The sequence below is a fragment of the Azospirillum oleiclasticum genome (genome assembly GCF_013423485.1).
GTDB lineage: Bacteria > Pseudomonadota > Alphaproteobacteria > Azospirillales > Azospirillaceae > Azospirillum > Azospirillum oleiclasticum.
Map to the genome: position 1 here is coordinate 126,919 of NZ_JABFFR010000001.1, position 19,441 is coordinate 146,359.

The window sequence follows — 19,441 nt, forward strand, 5'->3', positions numbered from 1 at the left end:
TCTGTGCCATGCCGATGACCCCAGCCGTCGCCGACCGCCTGCTCCCCTGGTACGACCGCCACCGCCGCGACCTGCCCTGGCGGGCACCGCCGGGCGTGACGGCCGATCCCTACCGCGTCTGGCTGTCGGAGATCATGCTCCAGCAGACCACGGTACCGGCGGCGGCCCCCTATTTCCGGGCCTTCACCGAGCGCTGGCCGACCGTGCGCGACCTCGCCGAGTCGCCGCTGGACGACGTGCTGGTGGCCTGGGCGGGGCTCGGCTACTACGCGCGGGCGCGCAACCTTCACAAATGCGCGCGGGTGGTGGCGGAGCGGCACGGCGGGCGTTTTCCCGACACGGAGGAGGCGCTGCTGGAGCTGCCCGGCATCGGCACCTACACGGCCGCCGCCATCGCCTCCATCGCCTTCGACCGGGTGGCGACGGTGGTCGATGGCAACGTCGAGCGCGTCGTCGCCCGCCTGTTCGCGGTGGAGGAGCCGCTGCCGAACGTGAAGCCCACGCTGCGCCGGCTGGCCGCGACACTGACACCGCAGCGCCGGCCCGGCGACTTCGCGCAGGCGATGATGGATCTGGGGGCCACCGTCTGCACCCCGCGCAAGCCGCGCTGCATGCTCTGCCCGCTGGCCGAGGGCTGCGCCGCGCGCGAGGCCGGCACCCAGGAGGAGCTGCCGCGCCGCGCCGCCAAGGCCGACAAGCCGACCCGCCGCGGCATGGCTTTCTGGCTGCTCAATCCGGAGGGCGCGGTGCTGCTGCGCCGGCGGGCGGAGGACGGGCTGCTCGGCGGCATGACCGAGGTGCCGTCCACCGGCTGGGCCGCGGGGCCGGTGCCGGACGAGGATGCAGCAATGGGTGCGGCACCGCTGCCGGCGCGGTGGCGGCGGCTTCCGGGTATGGTGCGCCACACCTTCAGCCACTTCCATCTGGAACTCGGTGTCATGGCGGCGCGCGCCGGGGCAGGGTGGCAAGCGGCGGACGGCTTCTGGGTGCCGGTGGACCGCCTGGGCGGCGAGGCGCTGCCGTCGGTCATGCGCAAGGTGGTGCGGCACGCGCTGGCGCACGCGAACGATGGAGATGGCGCATGATGAGGGTGCTGCTGAGCGCGGTGCTGCTTCTTGCCGGCGCCCTGCCGCTGCGGGCCGAACCAACGGGGCAGCCGGTGGGGCTGGAACTGGTGCTCGCGGTGGACGCGTCGGCCAGCATCAGCGGCGGCGCGCTGGAGTTCGAGCTGCGCGGCCACGCCGCCGCCATGCGCGATCCGGTGGTGGTGCAGGCGGCGCGCAGCACGGTGATCGCCGCCACGCTCGCCGTCTTCTCCGGCCCGCACAGCCTCAAGGTGCTGGTTCCCTGGACGATCATCCGCGGCGAGGCGGAGGCGGAGGCCTTTGCCGCCGCCATCCTGGCCGCCCCCCGCGAGGAGCTCGCCGGAGCCACCGCGCTGGGCAGCGCCATCGAAGAGGCCGCCCGGCTGTTCGACGGCAACGGGATCGAAGCGCCGCGCCGGGTCATCGACATCGTGTCCAACGGCTTCAGCAACGCCGGCCTCGACCCCGCCATCGCCCGCGACCGGGCGGTGAAGCGCGGCATCACGGTGAACGCGCTCGCCATCCTCGACGAGTATCCCTGGCTGGAGGGCTACTACGCCGAGTCCGTGATCGGCGGCCCCGGCGCCTTCGTGCACACCGCCACGGACAAGGACAGCTTCGTGGATGCGCTGAAGCGCAAGCTGGTGACGGAGATCGTCTCGTTGCCCTCCTGCACGCCGTCAACGGTGCGTTGATCGCGATAGCCGTTCCGACGGGGCTTGGCATCCGCCGCGCAATCCCAACCTTCTGGAACAAAGGCGACCACGGCGGCGCTGGCCCAAACGGCTGCGTACGTACGGCAGGGTTGCCGCGACACCGGGGGGAGGCCAGAATCGGGCGCCATGAGCGAGACACAGTTGACCGCGCCGCACGAGGCGACTGCGCCTCCCGCGGCCCCGCCGCCCGCCGTCCCTGCCACCGTGCCGCAGCCCGGCCTGTGGGACCGCGCTCTCGACAACCTGCGCAGCCGCTGGCGTGAGATCGCCGCGTCGGCCCGCGGCGCCGTCGGCGCCCCGCCGCGCTCCTACCTGCCCAAGGAAGACGCCGAGCGGCTGAAGCTCCAGATGGAGGCCTGTCTGGAGGGACGGGGCGGGGAGGTGTCGGCCCGCGCCCGCGCCGCCCAGCTCGGCCGCACCTATCTGTCGCTGGATCCCGCCGGGCGGCGCAACTTCCTGGTGATGCTCGCCCGCGACTTCGACGTGGACCGCGCGGCCGTCGACCGGGCCATGGCGACTTTTCTGGCGGCCGGCGACCCGGTCGGGCGTGGCCATGCCGAACGCGCGCTGCGTGAAGCGCTGGAGCCGCCACGGCTCCGCCTGCTGACCCAGTTCAACGGGCTGCCGGACGGGGTGAAGTTCCTGGTCGACCTGCGCGCCGAGCTGATGGAGGCCGGGCGCGACGAACCGCTGCTGGAAGCGCTGGGCGACGACCTGAAGAGCCTGCTGAAGTCGTGGTTCGACGTGGGCTTCCTGGAGCTGACGCGCATCACCTGGGACAGCCCCGCCTCGCTTCTGGAGAAGCTGATCAAGTACGAGGCTGTGCACGAGATCCGCGGCTGGCAGGACCTAAAGGACCGGCTGGACAGCGACCGGCGCTGCTTCGCCTTCTTCCATCCCCGCATGCCCAACGAGCCGCTGATCTTCGTGGAGGTGGCGCTGGTGCAGGGACTGTCGGCGGACGTGCAGTCGCTGCTCGACCCCACCGCCCCGGTGCGCGATCCGAGTGCGGCGGACACCGCGATCTTCTACTCCATCTCCAACGCCCAGAAGGGGCTGGCCGGGATCAGCTTCGGCAACTTCCTGATCAAGCGGGTGGTGGACAGCCTGGCGGCCGAGTTCCCGAACCTGAAGACCTTCGCGACCCTGTCCCCCATCCCCGGCTTCCGCCGCTGGCTGGACCGCCGGATCAAGGAGGACGGCGACGGCGTGCTGACGGAGGCCGAGCGCACCGCACTGTCCGAGGCGCTGGGCTACGCCGACTCCGGCGAGGACGGGGCGGAACCGGCTGGCCGGCTGGCCGCGGCGCTGGCGCTGGCCGGCTGGCACCGCGACGAGCGCATTGCCCGCGCGCTGAAGGGGCCGCTGATGCGGCTGGGGGCCGTCTATCTGACCGGCGTCGAGCCGCATGGCCGGGAGGGACGGCCGCGCGCCCGCGACCCCGTGGCGCACTTCCACCTGTCCAACGGGGCGCGGATGGAGCGGCTGAACTGGCTGGCGGACCTGTCGGAGCGCGGGCTGCGGCAGTCCTGCGGGATGATGATCAACTACAAGTACCGGCTGAGCGAGATCGACAGCAACCACGAGGCCTATCGCGGCGAGGGGAAGGTGATCGCGTCCTCCGCCATCCGCTCCGCGGCGCGGGCGGCGGGGTGATCATGATGACGCCGGACGGAGCTTTTCCGTGTGTCTGATCGGGAAACCTTGTGCTATAGACCGGCAATCACGGGCGGAGAGGGGTGGAAGCGCAGGCCGCCACCCCTCGTCGTCTATGCCATTGCGGGCGTGGCGGAACTGGTAGACGCGCCGGATTTAGGTTCCGGTGACTTCGGTCGTGGGGGTTCGAGTCCCTTCGCCCGCACCATGGCAACCCCTTGAACCGCAGGTGACAACGCGGCTCCGGGCCGCCCAGCGCGGGCGCCGCCGGGTCGACCAACGAGACAGGCGTCCTTTCCGATGAACATCACCGAGACCAGCACCGACGGCCTCAAGCGCGAGTACCGGGTCGTCATCACCGCCCAGGACATCGAAGAGAAGGTGAAGGGCCGCCTCGACGAGCTGCGGCAGACCGTGCAGCTTCCGGGCTTCCGCCCGGGCAAGGTGCCGGTTGCCGTGATCAAGCAGCGTTATGGCGGCAGCGTGCTCGCCGAGGTGCTCGAGAACGCCGTCTCCGAAACCTCGCGGCAGGTGGTCAACGACCGTGGCCTGCGCGTGGCCCTGCAGCCCAAGATCGAGATCGAGAAGTACGAGCAGGGCGGCGACCTCGCCTACACCATGGGCGTTGAGCTGCTGCCCGACATCGAGCCGGGCGAGTTCGGCGGGATCGAGCTGGAGCGGCTGGTCGCCGACGTGGACGACGTCCAGGTCGACGAATCGCTGAAGCGCCTCGCCTCCTCGCAGGAGACGACGGAGCCGGTCACCGACGACCGCGCGGCCGAGATGGGCGACACCACCGTCATCGACTTCGACGGTTCGGTGGACGGCGAGCGCCGCGACGGCATGAAGGGCGAGGACTTCGCGCTCAAGCTCGGTTCGGGGCAGTTCATCCCCGGCTTCGAGGAGCAGCTGGTCGGCGCCAAGACCGGTGAGCACCGCACCGTCACCGTGACCTTCCCCGAGGGTTACCACGCCGCCGAGCTGGCCGGTAAGGAGGCCGTGTTCGAGGTCGACGTGAAGGAGCTGCGCAGCAGCGTCCCGGCGGAGATCAACGACGATCTCGCCAAGCAGTTCGGGCTGGAGAGCGCCGAGGAGCTGCGCAAGCTGGTCCGCGAGCGGATGGAGCAGGAATACAAGGACCTCGCCCGCCTGCGGGTGAAGCGCCAGCTCCTCGACAAGCTGGCGGAAGCGCACAGCTTCGACGTGCCGGCCGGCATGGTCGACATCGAGTTCGAGAGCATCTGGCAGCGCCTTCAGGACGAGCTGAAGAAGGGCGACGCCGGCGAGGACGCGAACAAGAGCGAGGACGAGTTGCGGGCCGAGTACCGCGGTATCGCCGAGCGCCGCGTGCGCCTGGGCCTGCTGTTGTCCGAGGTCGGCCGCCGCAACAACATCCAGGTCAGCCAGGACGAGCTGAACCGCGCGCTGATCGCGGAAGCCCGCCGTTGGCCCGGCCAGGAGCGTCAGGTGTTCGACTTCTTCAAGGCGAACCCGAACGCCGTGGAGAACCTGCGCGCCCCGATCTTCGAGGACAAGGTGGTGGACTTCATCCTGGAACTCGCCAAGGTCAGCGACCGCAAGGTCCCCGTCGAGGAACTGATGCGCGATCCGGACGAGGCGGAGGCGAAGGCGGCCTGACGGTCGCCTTTTCCGTTCCTATATAGGGTCTGTGGGAACAGGGTGAGGACAGCATGCACAGCTTCGAACCGACGATGAACGCTCTGATCCCGATGGTCGTGGAACAGACCAACCGTGGCGAGCGGGCCTACGACATCTACTCGCGGCTGCTGAAGGAGCGCATCATCTTCCTGATCGGCGGGGTCAACGATGCCGTCGCCAGCGTGATCTGCGCGCAGCTGCTGTTCCTTGAGTCGGAGAACCCGAACAAGGACATCGCCTTCTACATCAACTCGCCGGGCGGCTACGTGTCGGCGGGCCTCGCGATCTACGACACCATCCAGTACATCCGGCCGCAGGTGTCGACCGTGTGCATCGGCCAGGCGGCCTCCATGGGCTCGCTGCTTCTGGCGGCAGGCGCGCCGGGCAAGCGCTTCTCCCTGCCCAACAGCCGCATCATGGTGCACCAGCCGTCCGGCGGCGCCCAGGGTCAGGCCGCGGACATCGAGATCCAGGCGCAGGAGATCCTGAAGCTCCGTGCCCGTCTGAACGACATCTACGCCAAGCACACCGGGCAGTCGCTCGACGTGATCGAGGCGGCCATGGAACGCGACAAGTTCATGTCGCCGGAAGAGGCCAAGGCCTTCGGATTGATCGACGAGGTCGTGGAAAAGCGCCCGGGTTCGGGCAGCGACGCGGCGTGAGCGCGAAGTAAGTATTGATCGCGCCGCACCCCTGTTGTTGAATGGCAGGGTTGCGGCGCGGCGAGTTCAGCTTGTCAAGACCCCTAGCCGCGACAACCTCAGCAAGGATCGGCGTCGGGGGATGCCGGTCGGGATGGAGAGCCCGCCGTCCCCCTGGAGCATGACGGAGTACCGATGACCAAGTCCAGCAGCGGCGATTCGAAGAATACGCTCTACTGCTCGTTCTGCGGCAAGAGCCAGCACGAGGTCCGCAAGCTGATCGCCGGTCCGACGGTGTTCATCTGCGATGAATGCGTCGAGCTGTGCATGGACATCATTCGCGAGGAGAACAAGACCACCCTCGTGAAGTCGCGCGATGGGGTGCCAACCCCGCGTGACATCCATGCGGTGCTCGATGACTACGTGATCGGCCAGGATTACGCCAAGCGCGTCCTGTCGGTCGCCGTGCACAACCACTACAAGCGGTTGGCGCACGGGACCAAGCACAACGACGTCGAGCTGGCGAAGTCCAACATCCTGCTCGTCGGTCCGACCGGTTGCGGCAAGACCCTGCTCGCCCAGACCCTTGCCCGCATCATCGACGTGCCCTTCACCATGGCCGACGCCACGACCTTGACCGAGGCGGGCTATGTCGGCGAGGACGTCGAGAACATCATCCTGAAGCTGCTCCAGGCTGCCGACTACAACGTCGAGCGGGCGCAGCGCGGCATCGTCTACATCGACGAGGTCGACAAGATTTCCCGCAAGTCGGACAACCCGTCGATCACTCGCGACGTGTCGGGCGAGGGCGTGCAGCAGGCCCTGCTGAAGATCATGGAAGGCACGGTCGCCTCCGTGCCGCCGCAGGGCGGGCGCAAGCACCCGCAGCAGGAGTTCCTGCAGGTCGATACCACCAACATACTCTTCATCTGCGGCGGCGCCTTCGCCGGGTTGGAGAAGATCATCGCGCAGCGCGGCAAGGGCACCTCGATCGGCTTCGGTGCCGATGTGCGCAGTCCGGAGGAGCGCTCCACCGGCCAGATCCTGCGCGAGGTCGAGCCGGAGGATCTGCTGAAGTTCGGCCTGATCCCGGAGTTCGTCGGCCGCCTGCCGGTGGTCGCGACCCTGTCGGACCTGGACGAGAGCGCGCTGATCGACATCCTGACCAAGCCGAAGAACGCGCTGGTCAAGCAGTACCAGCGGCTGTTCGAGATGGAGGATGTGCGTCTGGACTTCGCGGACGACGCGCTGAAGGGGATCGCCCACAAGGCGATCCAGCGCAAGACCGGCGCCCGCGGCCTGCGGTCCATCATGGAGGCCATCCTGCTCGACCCGATGTTCGACCTTCCCGGCTTGTCTGGGGTGGAGAGCATCGTCGTCAACAAGGAAGTGGTGGAGGGCCGCGCCAAGCCGCTCTACGTACACGCCGACCGCCGCAGCGACGCCTCCCCCGCGGGGGCGTGACGCTCGGCCGCAGGGCATGAAAAAGGGCGCCTCCGGGCGCCCTTTTGTTTTTGGCTTGGTCCGGGCGTTGAGCCCCCCCTCCCGACCTCCCCCCATCTTCGACGGGGGGAGGGGTGGGTGGGGGCCCGGTGCGGTGACGCCTCCGGCGTCAGCCCTCGCCGGCCACCGCGCCGATTTCCCCCAGCATCTTGCGGAAGGACGAGGCGCCGGCGCTGCGGATCGGCACGAAGGGCTTCTGCATGCGGCGACAGAGGCCCTTCACCCGCAGGCAGGCGTCATGGCTGACGCAGTCGATGGGGCAGACCACCACGTCCGCCCGCTCCACCAGCCCTTCCAGCTTGCCGGCCGCCTGCTCGAAGCCGCCGTCATGGTGCAGCAGGCTGCCGTTGCGCGACTCCACGGCGGCGCGCAGATGTGGCAGCAGGCTGGGGCGACCGCCCACATACAGGATCGCCTGCCCGTCGAGGTTCGCCGGTGCGCAGGGCGCCTCGGCCCCGCAAGGCGCTTCCCGCGGCGTGGTTGGCCGCTTCGACACCGTCGTAGGCGCGTCGATCAAACGGCGCAGGCGCTCCACCTCCGCCTCTGCATGACGGGCGCGCAGCCGCTCCACCGCCACGCGGCGGGCGAGCGTGTCCATCTCCCGCTGCCGGCGCTTGGCCCGGAGTGCCGCGTCCCGCACGGGGGCGGGCGTCGCGGTGACGGTGCCGGCCACGCGCAGGCGGATCACCTCCGCTTCCAGCGCCTGGATCCGCGCGTCCTTTTCGGCCGCGCGCTCGATGGCGGCGCGTTCGGTGCGGGCGACGCGCGCCTCCAACTCGGCGCAGCGGCGGGTCAGCTCCTGGTTCTCCTTGATCTGGCGCCGGTTCGCCCCGCCCATGAGGTGCGACAGCATGTGCACGTCGCCGTAGGCGCGCACCCGGAGGCTGTCCGGCAGGGTGGCGTGGCTGACCAGCGCCCAGAAGGCGGGCGCGATGTTGCCGGTGGCGAGCGCCGCATCCCACAGGGCGTTCCAGCCCTCCTCCGTACGTTCGCGTGCGAAGCGACGGATTTCGCCGGAGTACTTCTCGTCCAGCCGCTTGTTCATCAGCTTGGCGACCGGGTTCAGGGTCCCGGCCTGCTCGACGAAATAGCGGTGCACGTCGTACTCGCCGGCGTCCGGCGACAGGGTGAGCGACAGACGCCGGCACATCCAGGCGAGGTCATCGGGGGTCAGGCAGGTGCCGATGACCGCGCAATGGTATTGCCGCGGTACGACCCACAGTTTGCGGCGCTGCTGCCCGCCCGCACGCTCCGTTCCGCCCTCGTCGCACCGGTCGCACATACCCAAACCTCCTCGGCTGGTTCACGGGTGTCCACCCACCTTTAATAATGCAAATCATTCTCAGTTGCAAGGCGGTGCTGCGACATTTCGCGCGCATGACCTCGGCCGTTCGCGGCGGGGGCCGTGTTGCTGCTACCGGCCCTTCCTCCTAAAGTGCCCGCGGCAAGTATTCGGCCTTTTGATGTTGATAGTGATTTGCAGGGAGATCAGGATGAAGGGCGACGCCAAGGTCATCGCACAGTTGAATGCCATTCTCACGAATGAGCTGACCGCGATAAATCAGTATTTTCTGCACGCGCGCATCCTCAAGAACTGGGGATTGAAGCGCATCGCCGGAAAGATCTTTGAGGAATCCATCGACGAGATGAAGCACGCGGACAAGGTCATCGAGCGGATCCTGTTCCTCGAAGGCCTGCCCAACCTCCAGGATCTGCACAAGCTGAACATCGGCGAGGATGTGCAGGAGGTCCTCAGCAGCGACCTCAAGGTCGAGCATCTCGCCCGCAACACGCTGATCGATGCGATCGCCGTCTGCGAGGAGGTCCGCGATTACGAGACGCGCCACATGCTGGGCGAACTGCTGGAGGACACCGAGGAGCATGTCGATTGGATCGAGACCCAGCTCGACCTGATCGGCCGCGTCGGCCTGCAGGGCTACACGCAGGAGCAAATCTACGGCGACAAGAGCTGACCATGGGCCATATGCCGGGGCCGCCGTCCGGCGCCGGCATCGGTCACACGATGGACGCGTCCCGCTTCACGATGTCTCCCGCCCGCACCAGCAGGGAGGCGATCACCCAGAAAGCTCCGGCGACCAGCAGGGCCAACAGCTCGTCAGTGCCGACCCGCACCGACAGGAAACGCAGGCCTGGCGGGTTGTGCATGGTCAACAGCCCGGTCAACGCGGGCGTGGACAACAGGCGCGCGACCACCGCCCCCAGCACCGCGGCGGCGAAGCCGCGCACCCCGCGCGCGGCGGTCGAATCGAAGAAGCGTCCGGCGCGGAACAGAAGGAAGCAGGCCCGCATGCGCAGCAGCCCGTAGACCAGCAGCGCCACGCTCGCCATGCTGACCAGTCCCCCCGCGATCCGCTGCCAGTCGGCCAGCCCCGCCGGAAACAGGTCGTGCGCGGACACGTCCGGCGTCAGCCCGGCCGCCAGAGCCGCCGGTGTCACGGTGGCCCAATACCAGACGGTCAAGACCGGCAGCAGCAGCGCCAACCCCTGGCAGGCACCGGCGAGCAGGCCGCTGATCCAGCGCTCCGTCGCCAGTTCGTTCACCGGATTGCCGCGGGGCTTCGCACGCGCGCTCATGGTCATCGCCTCCGGTGTTGCCGAACCGGCGGCACCATAGCGGCGTCCTCTCCGCCGCTCAACACGTCCCCGCCGCCCTGCGACGTCGGCGCACGTGTCCTACCAAGTATCATTGATCGCAACCGATCAATGGGCCCCTTGTATGTCGAAGTCGGCCATCCGGCCGCTTGCCTTCGCGGGCATGGGCCCGCGGGGCCCCAACGGCCCAACCAAGCCCGATGGGTTTCACTCGACGGGACTTGGTATCAGTCCCGCGCGGCTTTCACCTCGTTCTCCAACTCCAGCAGCCGGGCCTCGTAGGCATCCGAGACGGCGGTGGAGTAGGCGCGCTGGAAGTCGTCCTCCACATCGCGGGCGATGCTGCCGTACATCATCTCGTACACCTCCCAATAGCGCGCCTTGCGTGCGCCGGGGATCAGGCTGTCGAGGAAGCTGGAGCTTTCCAGCCGACCCTTCAGCCGGCCGGGGTCGAACTTCTCGATCAGGCTCTTCAGCGCGACCTGCTGGCCCGCGAGCATGGCCAGCTCGTGGGCGCGGACGTCGTTCACCGCCTCCTGCACGGCGGCAAGCCCCGCCATGTAGCCCGGCTCCGGCGGGCCCAGCACCCGCGTCAGCATGCCGTCGGTGGTGGCGGTGAATTTCAGCGGATTGTTGTCCTGCCGGCCGAAGGCGGTCCGCTCGACCCCGAACTCCCCCTTCACCTTGCGGCGCGCGCTCAGTATGTCCTGCAAGCCGACCAGCGCCTCGCGCAGGATGCGCCCGGCCTCCCGCATCGCCGCCTCGTCCATCGCCCGCCCGTCACCGAGCGCCGGCGCGCCGACCCCCTCCAGGAACGCCTGGATCAGCCGGTCGGCACCGGCGGCGGGCAGCTGTGGTTCCGACCGTGGCGGCGGCGCTTCCGCGCGCGGCGGGGCCACGGCGGGCTGCCGTGGCGGTTCGGGCGGAGCCAGGAAGTCGTCGTCCGCCGGAATCGGCGCGTGGACCGGCGCGGTCACCGGAACCGCTTCCGGTGTCGCGACGGCCGATCCGGCGTCCTGCGTATCGAAATCCCAGTCATCGGGGATCATGCCGCCCGCCGTGGGCGCGGGCGCCGGCCGGGGGGCCTCATCGGGGATGGGATCGGGCTCGGGGCGGGTGGGGGCCACCGGTGCCACCGCCGGTTCCGGCATCAGGTCGTCCAACCCAACCTCCGGAAGGAGGAAGGCGTCGTTCTCGCTCGCCGAGCGGTCGATCTGGTAGGAGCGCTCGTCCCAGGCCGGCAGCTTGCGCCCGCCCAGCAGGTCTTCGCCGTCGCCCTTTCCGCCCCAGTCCTGCGTACCCCATTCCGTGCCGGCACCGCGCGGCGGGGGCGCTTCGGGCAGATCGAACTCGTCGCCGAAGCTGCGGCCCTGCATCGGCTCCGCCGGCCACAGCGGGTCGGGTGCCGGCCTGTCCGGGGTGGCGGCGTGGCCGTCGTCGAACAGGGCGTCGAATTGCGACAGCGCCGCGTCGGCCCGTTCAACCGCCACCTGGAAGACGTAGCGCCCGAGGCGGAGCGTGTCGCCATCCGCCAGCATGGCCGCGTGTCCGCGGCCGAGCGGAGCGGGACCGTCGTTGAGGTAGACGCCGTTGGTGCTGGTGTCCAGCACCTCGTAGCCACCGTCATGGTCGACGATCTGGCAATGCTGCTTGGACAGCGCGCGTGTCGGATCGTCCAGCACCCAACTGTTCTCGGACCCGCGGCCCAGCGTCATGCGGCCCGCGGTCAGGCGCCGTTCCTCCGCCGGCCGTTGCGGCCGGCCTTCGATGGAGACGAGGCGGAGGATCAGCATGGGGGAGGACTCCGGCGGGAAGGGATCAGACCAGCGGGGCGAGCGCGTCGCGGGCCGCCTGCGGCAGCAACCCCTCCGCCCCGTTCGCCAGCATGCCGAGCTCGGCGACCTGAGGCTGGCGGCCGAGCAGGCGGGCGGCCACATCGACCGGGTTTGGCGCGCCCGGTCCGGCCATCCGGCCCAGCGCCTGGCCCAGGAAGCGGCTGGTCGGGCCATAGGCGGCGGCACCGGTCCCGCCCGCGGGGCCGGCCCCCGCGATCGAGCCCAGCAGTTGCCCCACCGATCCCTTCTGAAGGGCAGCTATGGCGTCCGGCGTCAACTCCGGCCCTCCCTTGGCGATCAGGTCCGCGATCTCGTCCGCCAGGGCCGAGCCGCTGCCGGACGACAGCTTGGCCAGTCCGGCCGCGTTCGGGCTGGCGGCCAGGGCATTGCCGACCGCCAGCGGGTTGCGCGTGGGCAACGCTCCCGGCTCCGGAAGCGACCAGTCGGCACCGATGGGAGGGAAGGGGAGTTTCACGGTCGTCACCCCACCATCACGGTCATCGCCCCGGTGACGATCTTGCCACCATGGGCGGTGGTGTCGCCCAGCCGCGCGGCGGGGCGCCCGCCGATGATGACGGTGGTCGAGCCCTGCACGATCACGTCCGGCGGGCCGACGCAGACGCACATGTCCGTCACAACGGAGGCCGGCAGATACTGCACCATCACCGTGGGCACGCCGGGGCTGACGATCGGACCGCCGACATGCGGCACCACGCCGGTGACCATCGGGCAGACATGCATGTCGGTGATGCGGGCGGCGGGCGGCATCGGATCACTCCCGGATCGGGTGGCGGATGGCCCGCAGGCCACCGTCGGTCAGCTCGAAATGGCGCAGGCAGGCGCCCCCCTCGTCCTCCGCCAGATAGCGCAGCACACCGCCGAACAGCGCGCCGAGCTGCCCGTCGTCGCAGGTCGGCAGGAAGCCGCACAGCACGCGGGGGTCGTAGAAGCGGAACAGCAGGGTCTTGCCGTCCTCAGTGTTGACGATGGTGAATTTGCGGAAATGTCGCCGCACCCCGTCGATGTCGAGCGTGGAATGCACGAACAGTCCCCAGGAATCGCCCCAGCCCTGATCCACGAGGTAATGGGCGTAGTCCACACCGGGGTCGAGCCGGGCGACGTAGGGGCTGACGTCGGCGAACTGCTCCGCCGTCTCCCCCTGGTAGAGCGAGCGGATGGGCAGCTCCGCCTGATGCTCGGCCAGCGACCGGTGGATGCCCGGCCGGCGCGCGGCGTCGATCAGCATGTAGGTGTGCTGCCCCTCGGCATCCGGAGGGGCGGTTTCCTGCGGCCACACCAGGGCGGACAGGGCGGCCATGCGGGCGGGGGAAAGGCGGGTGGGCATGGCCGCTTACAACCCCGCGGCCTTGGCCGCCGCGGCGGCGCAGACTTCACAGAAGGGGGTGCCGGCCTCCGACGCCTTCTTCAGCGTCTCCACCTGCGCCTCCACCACCGGCAGGCGGAATGCGGGCGGCTTGGGCAGGACCTTCGGCGGAGGCGGCTTCTCGACCTCGCCGGGCTTGGCGTCCACCGCCGGCTGCGCCTCCTCCGGTGCTTCCGGCGACGCCGACAGCCCGGCCGGCGAACCGCCGGAGTTGATGAAGACGAGGTTGCCCTGGATGAAGATGCCGGCCGGGTTGATGGTGATGAAGTTGCCGCCGACCTTCAGGTTGATCGAGATACCGGCCTCGATCATCACGTTCATGCCGGACTTGTGCACGAAGTTCATGCCGACCTTCTCGTGCACATCCATGCCGACGTCGAGCGAGGTGCCGCCGGCGACCTTCTCCAGCCGGTCGCCCTTGACGTGACCGTGCAGGTTCTTGTCCACCAGCTCGAACTGCGCGCCTTTGACGATCAGGTGGCGGTCCGCGCCGATCCACTCCCGCACTTCGCGCTTGGTGCGGCTGTGCAGGTCGCGCTCGGCGTGGATGAAGATCTGCTCCTTGCCCTTCTTGTCCTCGAAGCGCAGCTCGTTGAATCCCTTGCCGCCGGGCGTGGACCGGGTCTTCAGGCTGCTCTTGGTCCGCTCGTCGGGGAGCGGGTAGGGCGGCATGTTGTCGGCGTTGTTGACGAAGCCGGTGATCAGCGGCCGGTCGGGGTTGCCGTCCACGAAGGACACCACGACCTCCATTCCGACGCGCGGGATGGTCATGCCGCCCCAGTTGCGCCCGGCCCAGCTCTGGCTGGTGCGGATCCAGCAGGAGCTCTTGTCGTCGTACTGGCCGCGGCGGTCCCAGTGGAACTGCACCTTCACGCGGCCGTACTTGTCGGTGTGGATCTCCTCGCCCTCGGGGCCGACGACGAAGGCGGTCTGGATGCCGTCGATGCCGGGCTTGGGCGTCACCCGTTCCGGCCGGAAGCCGACCGAGCTGGGGATGCAGGTGAAGCTGTTCGTGTAGGATTCCTTGCCGGTCTGGCCGGCCAGGAAGGGTGTGTTCATCGCGGCATGGCGGACGCTGGTGATCGCCCAGGCCTTGCCCTGCTCCGACGGGCAGTCGTGGCGGCTCAGCGTGAAGCTGCCGCCGGCGAACATAGTGCGGCAGTCGCTGCTGCCGATGGCCGTCTCGTGCCCGGCCTCGTCGATCTCCATCTGGCGCTTGGCGATGCCGTCACCCTCCGGCTTCTTCACGAAGCGGCCGGGATACTCGTAGTTCTCCAGCCGCTTCATGCCGGGAAGGTCGATGCGGCTGGGTGTCTCGGCGATCAGGTGCTGCTTGGGTGTCTCGAAATCATAGTCCTTCCGCACCGTCCGGCCGGTCAGATAGGAGAAGCCGTGGTCCCAGGTCTGGATGCTCTGCGCGTAGGCGCCATTGGCGGAAAAGACGATCTCGGACTGCGCGCATTTGCTGTAGGCGGTGGCGCCATCCCCTAGCACCATCGTGTGCCGGCCGTTCACATGGGAGAAGTAATAGAAGATTCCCTCTTCTTCCATCAGCCGTGACACGAAATCGAAATAGGACTCGCCATACTGGACGCAATAGTCTCGTTCGCCGTAGCTGCCGGTCAGCTTCTTGGTGTCGTAGTGATCGAAGCTCAGCTCGTCGAAGATTTCCTTGATGATCGCGGGTACGGTCTTCTTCTGGAAGATGCGGTGGTCGCGGGTGTAGCGCAGGAACCAGAACCAGGGCACGATCTCCAGCGTGTAGAGCCGGAAATCGCGGGAGACCGGCAGGCCGCGCACCATGTGGCGGACGATGCCGTTGATGTAACGGACTTCGTCACCCTGCACGTCGATGGTGACGGTGACCGGCAGCCCGACCAGTTCCTGCGGCTTGATCTCCTCGCGCGTGCTGAGGCACTGGAGCGTGAAGTGGAAGGGCTGCGAGATGGCGTCCTCGCCCTCCAGCGACTGCAGGAGCAGGGCGTCGGGGCCGAGCGGCGTGGTGATCGTCAGAAGGCGCGTCGCCTGCTTGAACTCGCTCATCAGTCCCACTCCGACGATTCGGCGGCCGGCGGAAATCCGTCCATCCCGTCATCCGCGGCGGACGCACCCGGCATGGGCATCGCCGCCGACCAACGCGACCAGTCACCATCGAGGAGGCTGGCGAAGGCATCGGCCTCCGGCATCCCGGCGGCCACCAGCATTCCGGCCGCCACCCGGTCCGATCCGTCGGTCCACCAGACTGTATACTGGCCGGACGAGCGGCGCAGCATGCCGTGCACGAGCCCGCCGTACAGGGCTCCGGAATCATCGTTCAGCGACTCCAGGATCCGGCCGGCGAAGCGCGTGCCGAGCAGCGGGTCGGGTTCCGGCACCGTGCCGGGAACCGGTGCCGGCACATCCAGTGGCGGCAGCCCGTCCAGCCCGCGTTCGAGACCCTCCACCGTCGTGGCGCGGTCGAGCGCCGACAGGGCCAGCGCTTCGGCCGCCGCGAACCAGGGCTCCGCCGCGGCGAGGGGCAGAAGGGCCGGGGCGGTGTCCTCCGGCAGTGGGCGGGCGACCACCATCGGGAAGTAGCGGCCCACCTTATCGACGCTGGGGATCATCACGCCGGCGACCGCGTCCGCCCCGCAGGCGCCGCCGCTCAGCGCGAAGCGCCAGACGGGGGCGTTCAGGTAGAGGTCCAGCCAGCCGGGTCCGAGGGTGTTGCGGCTCGCCTCCAGCCCGTCCTCCAGCCAGCCATGCCACGGATCGACGAAGGACCGTGGCAGCCGGCGGGCGACGAAGTCGCCGTTGGCCGGCATCTTGCCGTGGAAGCCGGGGCCGGTCGGGGCCGCCTCCGTCAGAGCTGGGGCGGACACCGGAAGTCCTTCAGGTCGGGGAGGTTGAGCGGGTTCAGCGCGCTGCCGGCCCGGACCTCGAAGATCGCGCGGTGCACCCCGTCGCTGACGCCGAAATGGTAGCGCGTGGGATCCTTGGTCGCCCGCAGGCCGGATCCGTCGAGCAGCCGCAGGAAAGCCCATGGGCCGTCGCGATTCACCGTCAGCGGGATCGCCGGCTGCGGCTGCACGAAGGTCATCAGCACCTGCCGCGCGCCCGACGAGCCCGGCCACTGCACCGAGAAAGCCTGAGGCGAGCCGTTCGCGAAAGCCAGCGCCTGCCCGTCCACCGTCATCGCCACCTGGTCGAGGCCGGGGTCGATGGACACCGCCTTCAGGTCGAAGCGCGCGCCCGGCTCCTTGCCGCCGGTGGTGAAGAAGGCGTCGCGGATGCGCGTGGCCTTCTGGAACTGAACCAGCACCGAGGGGGAGATGCCGAGATCAACCCCGTCCACCCGCTGCCAGCGCCAGGGATCGGCGGAGGTGTCGACATAGGGCCGCAGCCGCGTTTCGAAGAAGCCGTCGATCAGGCCGCCCGGTGCGAACAGCCGGACGAAGTCGTCCAGCGCCACCTCGGTCGCCGCACCGCGCGCGAAGGGGTAGCGGTTGTCGAGCGACCGGCGGCACCAGGGAAGGACGTTGGTCTGCCACTCCGCGTTCAGCCGGGCCCGCGCACCACCCACCGCGTGGGTGGAGTGGCTGCGCAGGATCTGCTCCACCCAGCCCTTGACCGGGTAGGGGACCGACGCGGCCTCCGTGTTCAGGCGGAGGAAGGCGTCGCTGCCGCCCTGGGTGGCGTCGAGCAGCCCCTGGCCCTGGTCGCGGCTGCCGAGCAGACGGCTCAGGTCGGTGAAGACCATCTCCAGCGACTTGGACAGATCGTCGATGCGCGCCGGCGCGCCGGCGGCGGGCGACGAGAAGTCGTTGAGGAGGCGGAAGCGGCTGTCCACGATCTGCGCGGCGAGCGCCAGAGGGCCGGTCGACACGGCCGCCTGGGCGAGCGCCGCGGCCGCCCCCGTCGCCGGGGCCGCCGGCGCGCCCGGCACCTGCGGAAGCCGCGCCAGGGTCGTCTGCTGCGCCACCGCCTGCAGGAGCTGCTTCATCGGCGAGCTGCCGCCGGCCAACAGGTTGACCTGCGCGGCGACCTGCCGCAGGTCGTTGGTCGGCACCAGCGCCATGTCGCCCAGCAGCTCGTCCCACGCTGCGGCGTAGTCGCGCAGGTACAGGGTCATCAGCTCCGTATCAAGCGCGTCCTTGCCGTCCGCGGCCGGCTGCTCGCCGAGCAGCCAGGCGGAGTCGCGCACGGCCTGGGTGGCGGCGCCATGCTTGGGAAGCACATGCGTGTGGAAGCCCTGATAGGTGTAGAGGCCGGGCACCCCGTCGGTGAGCTTGCCGCCGGACGGGCGCTGGAAGACCCGCGCCATCTCCGGGCCGCCATGGTCGATCGGGCGCCACGCGGCGAGCTGCGCCGCCGTGGCGTTCCGCTTCAGCCGGGCGTAGGCGCGAGCGGCCGGGGTCTGCTCCCGCACCAGGGCGCGGGCCCGTTCGATGAGCGGCTGCGACAGCTCCATGCGCGGGATCGGGCGCTCCAGCAGCGCGGTCAGGTGGGCATCCGCGCGCTTGACGTCTTCCGGGCCGAAGCCTTCGCGCACCAGCTGCCCGCCGAGCCACAGCCGGGCGAGATCGGCGTCGGCCTGGCCGTTGCCGGACAGGCCGAGATAGACCGCCAGCAGCCGCTCGGCCTCCTCTCCCGTCGGGGTCGGGCCGTCGAGCAGGGCGGCCAGTGCGGTGTGCGCGCGGTGGACCAGACGCGGGGCCAGCAGTCCGGCGAGCGCCCGGCGGTAGGCCGTGTCGCCGGCGGCGGCCAGCTTCTCACCCTGGTAGAGGCCGAAATCCGGGGCCAGCGCCCCGCCCCTGGCAAGCGTCTCGTAGCCGGCCGGCAGCGTGCGCAGCGTCTCCAGCACCGGCAGGACCGGGCGCAGGTCGCCATCCGCAACGCGTGCGGGCAGCGCCTCGGCGGTCTTGCGGTAATCGGCGATCGCCTCATCGAAGGCGGCCACCAGCCGTTCGTTCTGCAGGTAGCTCCAGCCCCACACACCGGCGGCTCCCGCCACGATGATCGCCAGCGTAGCGAAGGCGGCGCGGCGCAGCGCCTTGCGCTGGCCCTCCACCTTCGGATCGGTGCCGACGATTCCGGCCTCGCGGAAGGCCACCTCGCGCAGCAGCCGCTCCAGGAAGAAGCTGCGGCCTTGGCCGCTGAAGGCGCGCAGCGCCGTCCGGCGCAGGCCGAAGGTCTGCACCAGCGCGCCCATCAGCCGGTCGAAGGGCGTGCCCTCCTGCGTGCCGGAGGTGAAGTACACGCCGCGCAGCAGCGGCCGCGCCTCGAAGCGGGAGGGCAGGAAGACCTCGGTCAGGAATTCGGACGCCGGCTCCTTCAGCGAGGCGAACTGCGTCGGGAACGCGAAGACGAGGCCGCGCCGCTCATGGTCGCGCTCGTCGTTCACGCGGTCGATGACACGGTCGTTCAGGCGCAGCAACAGCCGGTCGAACTCCGGCCCGAACTGCCCGACCACGCCGCCTTCCGACGAACCGTCGTCGAGCGGGAAGGTCATGCCGAAGACCTGCCGCCGCTCCTCCGCCGACAGCGGGTCGAAGAACTCGGTGAAGCCAGCGACGAGGTCGGTCTTGGTGAACAGCACATAGATCGGGAAGCGCACGCCGAACACGTCGGCCAGCTCGCGCAGGCGCTGGCGCACCGCACGGGCGTGCGACAGGCGTTCGGCGGAATCGCGTGTGGCGAGATCGGCGATGCTGATCGCGACCAGCGCGCCGTTGATCGGCTGGCGCGGCCGGTTCTCCTTGAGCAGTTCGAGGAACCGTTTCCACCCCGCCTGATCGACGCCGGCGTCGCTGTCCTGGGTGGTGTAGCGCCCGGCGGTGTCGATCATCACCGCCTCGTCGGTGAACCACCAGTCGCACTGCCGGGTGCCGCCGATGCCCTTCAGCGGCTTCTGCCCGCCCTCGCCGGCCAGCGGGAAGCGCAGGCCGCTGTGGGCGAGCGCGGTCGTCTTGCCGGAGCCGGGCGGGCCGATGATGACGTACCAGGGCAGCTCGTACAGGCTGGCCTCGTCCAGCTTGCCGCCCTTGGCCTTCTTCAGGAGGTCGAGCGCCTTGACGAAGCGGTCGTGCAGGGCGGCCTGCTCCTCGCGGCTGGCAAGCGTCGGATCGGCGGCGCCGGTCATGCCGTCGGCGAGTGCCTTCTCCACCTTCTTGCGGCGCAGGACCTGCCAGACGACGGCGGCCCCGGCGATGATGAACAGGCCGGCGACGGCGGCCAGACGCAGCAGCTCGCTCTCCAGCCCGATCAGCGGGCCGGTGAACCACAGCACCGCCCCCAGTGCCGCGGCACCGGCGAAGGCGAGAACGGGAAGCGACAGAAGGAAGGCGAGGGCCGGGTTCACGGGAAGCAT

16 protein-coding genes and 1 tRNA gene are annotated in these 19,441 nt (G+C 69.6%); 8 read left to right on the plus strand and 9 right to left on the minus strand.

What is annotated here, in order from left to right:
* Positions 1-8: 8 nt before the first annotated feature.
* The 7 genes from mutY (at position 9) to clpX (ending at position 7,221) form a co-directional block, all read left to right on the plus strand.
* The gene (mutY, locus tag HL658_RS00610) at positions 9-1,085 is read left to right on the plus strand and encodes an A/G-specific adenine glycosylase (RefSeq protein ID WP_180279960.1); all 1,077 of its coding nucleotides are present in this window, start codon (positions 9-11) and stop codon (positions 1,083-1,085) included.
* Positions 1,082-1,780 (plus strand): DUF1194 domain-containing protein, encoded by a 699-nt coding sequence (locus tag HL658_RS00615; protein WP_180279961.1) that lies wholly within the window; start codon positions 1,082-1,084, stop codon positions 1,778-1,780. The genes mutY and HL658_RS00615 overlap by 4 nt, the downstream gene beginning before the upstream one ends.
* A gap of 147 nt (positions 1,781-1,927) precedes the next feature.
* On the plus strand, positions 1,928-3,457 hold the full coding sequence (locus HL658_RS00620; RefSeq protein WP_180279962.1) for a malonyl-CoA decarboxylase: 1,530 nt from the start codon (positions 1,928-1,930) through the stop codon (positions 3,455-3,457).
* A gap of 123 nt (positions 3,458-3,580) precedes the next feature.
* A tRNA-Leu gene (locus HL658_RS00625) sits at positions 3,581-3,665 on the plus strand.
* Positions 3,666-3,757: 92 nt separating this feature from the next.
* Positions 3,758-5,095 carry a trigger factor gene (gene tig, locus HL658_RS00630; protein WP_180279963.1) on the plus strand — a complete coding sequence of 446 codons (1,338 nt, stop codon included), beginning with the start codon at positions 3,758-3,760 and terminating at the stop codon, positions 5,093-5,095.
* A 53-nt stretch (positions 5,096-5,148) separates the two neighbouring features.
* Entirely contained in the window at positions 5,149-5,778 is a 630-nt protein-coding gene (gene clpP, locus HL658_RS00635; protein WP_180279964.1) for an ATP-dependent Clp endopeptidase proteolytic subunit ClpP, read from the plus strand.
* A 174-nt stretch (positions 5,779-5,952) separates the two neighbouring features.
* The gene (gene clpX, locus HL658_RS00640) at positions 5,953-7,221 is read left to right on the plus strand and encodes an ATP-dependent Clp protease ATP-binding subunit ClpX (RefSeq protein WP_180279965.1); all 1,269 of its coding nucleotides are present in this window, start codon (positions 5,953-5,955) and stop codon (positions 7,219-7,221) included.
* Between the two features lie 148 nt (positions 7,222-7,369).
* On the opposite strand, the gene HL658_RS36790 is transcribed toward clpX, so the two are convergent.
* Complete coding sequence (locus HL658_RS36790; RefSeq protein ID WP_246337219.1) at positions 7,370-8,542, minus strand: DUF2325 domain-containing protein; 1,173 nt, start codon at positions 8,540-8,542, stop codon at positions 7,370-7,372.
* A gap of 211 nt (positions 8,543-8,753) precedes the next feature.
* On the opposite strand from HL658_RS36790, the gene bfr reads away from it, so the two are divergent.
* The gene (gene bfr, locus HL658_RS00650) at positions 8,754-9,233 is read left to right on the plus strand and encodes a bacterioferritin (RefSeq protein ID WP_180279966.1); all 480 of its coding nucleotides are present in this window, start codon (positions 8,754-8,756) and stop codon (positions 9,231-9,233) included.
* A gap of 43 nt (positions 9,234-9,276) precedes the next feature.
* On the opposite strand, the gene HL658_RS00655 is transcribed toward bfr, so the two are convergent.
* The 8 genes from HL658_RS00655 to tssM form a co-directional block, all read right to left on the minus strand.
* Positions 9,277-9,855 (minus strand): hypothetical protein, encoded by a 579-nt coding sequence (locus HL658_RS00655; RefSeq protein ID WP_180279967.1) that lies wholly within the window; start codon positions 9,853-9,855, stop codon positions 9,277-9,279.
* A gap of 245 nt (positions 9,856-10,100) precedes the next feature.
* On the minus strand, positions 10,101-11,666 hold the full coding sequence (gene tagH / locus HL658_RS00660) for a type VI secretion system-associated FHA domain protein TagH (RefSeq protein ID WP_180279968.1): 1,566 nt from the start codon (positions 11,664-11,666) through the stop codon (positions 10,101-10,103).
* A gap of 25 nt (positions 11,667-11,691) precedes the next feature.
* Complete coding sequence (locus HL658_RS00665) at positions 11,692-12,183, minus strand: hypothetical protein (RefSeq protein ID WP_180279969.1); 492 nt, start codon at positions 12,181-12,183, stop codon at positions 11,692-11,694.
* 5 nt (positions 12,184-12,188) lie between these two features.
* Positions 12,189-12,476: a PAAR domain-containing protein gene (locus HL658_RS00670; protein WP_180279970.1), complete on the minus strand. Its 288-nt coding sequence runs from the start codon at positions 12,474-12,476 to the stop codon at positions 12,189-12,191.
* Positions 12,477-12,480: 4 nt separating this feature from the next.
* Positions 12,481-13,053: a DUF4123 domain-containing protein gene (locus HL658_RS00675; protein ID WP_180279971.1), complete on the minus strand. Its 573-nt coding sequence runs from the start codon at positions 13,051-13,053 to the stop codon at positions 12,481-12,483.
* A gap of 6 nt (positions 13,054-13,059) precedes the next feature.
* On the minus strand, positions 13,060-15,135 hold the full coding sequence (locus HL658_RS00680; protein WP_180279972.1) for a type VI secretion system Vgr family protein: 2,076 nt from the start codon (positions 15,133-15,135) through the stop codon (positions 13,060-13,062).
* Entirely contained in the window at positions 15,135-15,953 is an 819-nt protein-coding gene (gene tagF / locus HL658_RS00685; RefSeq protein WP_180279973.1) for a type VI secretion system-associated protein TagF, read from the minus strand. Before tagF ends, HL658_RS00680 begins: the two co-directional genes overlap by 1 nt.
* On the minus strand, positions 15,935-19,432 hold the full coding sequence (tssM, locus tag HL658_RS00690) for a type VI secretion system membrane subunit TssM (protein ID WP_180279974.1): 3,498 nt from the start codon (positions 19,430-19,432) through the stop codon (positions 15,935-15,937). Before tssM ends, tagF begins: the two co-directional genes overlap by 19 nt.
* Between the last annotated feature and the right edge of the window lie 9 nt (positions 19,433-19,441).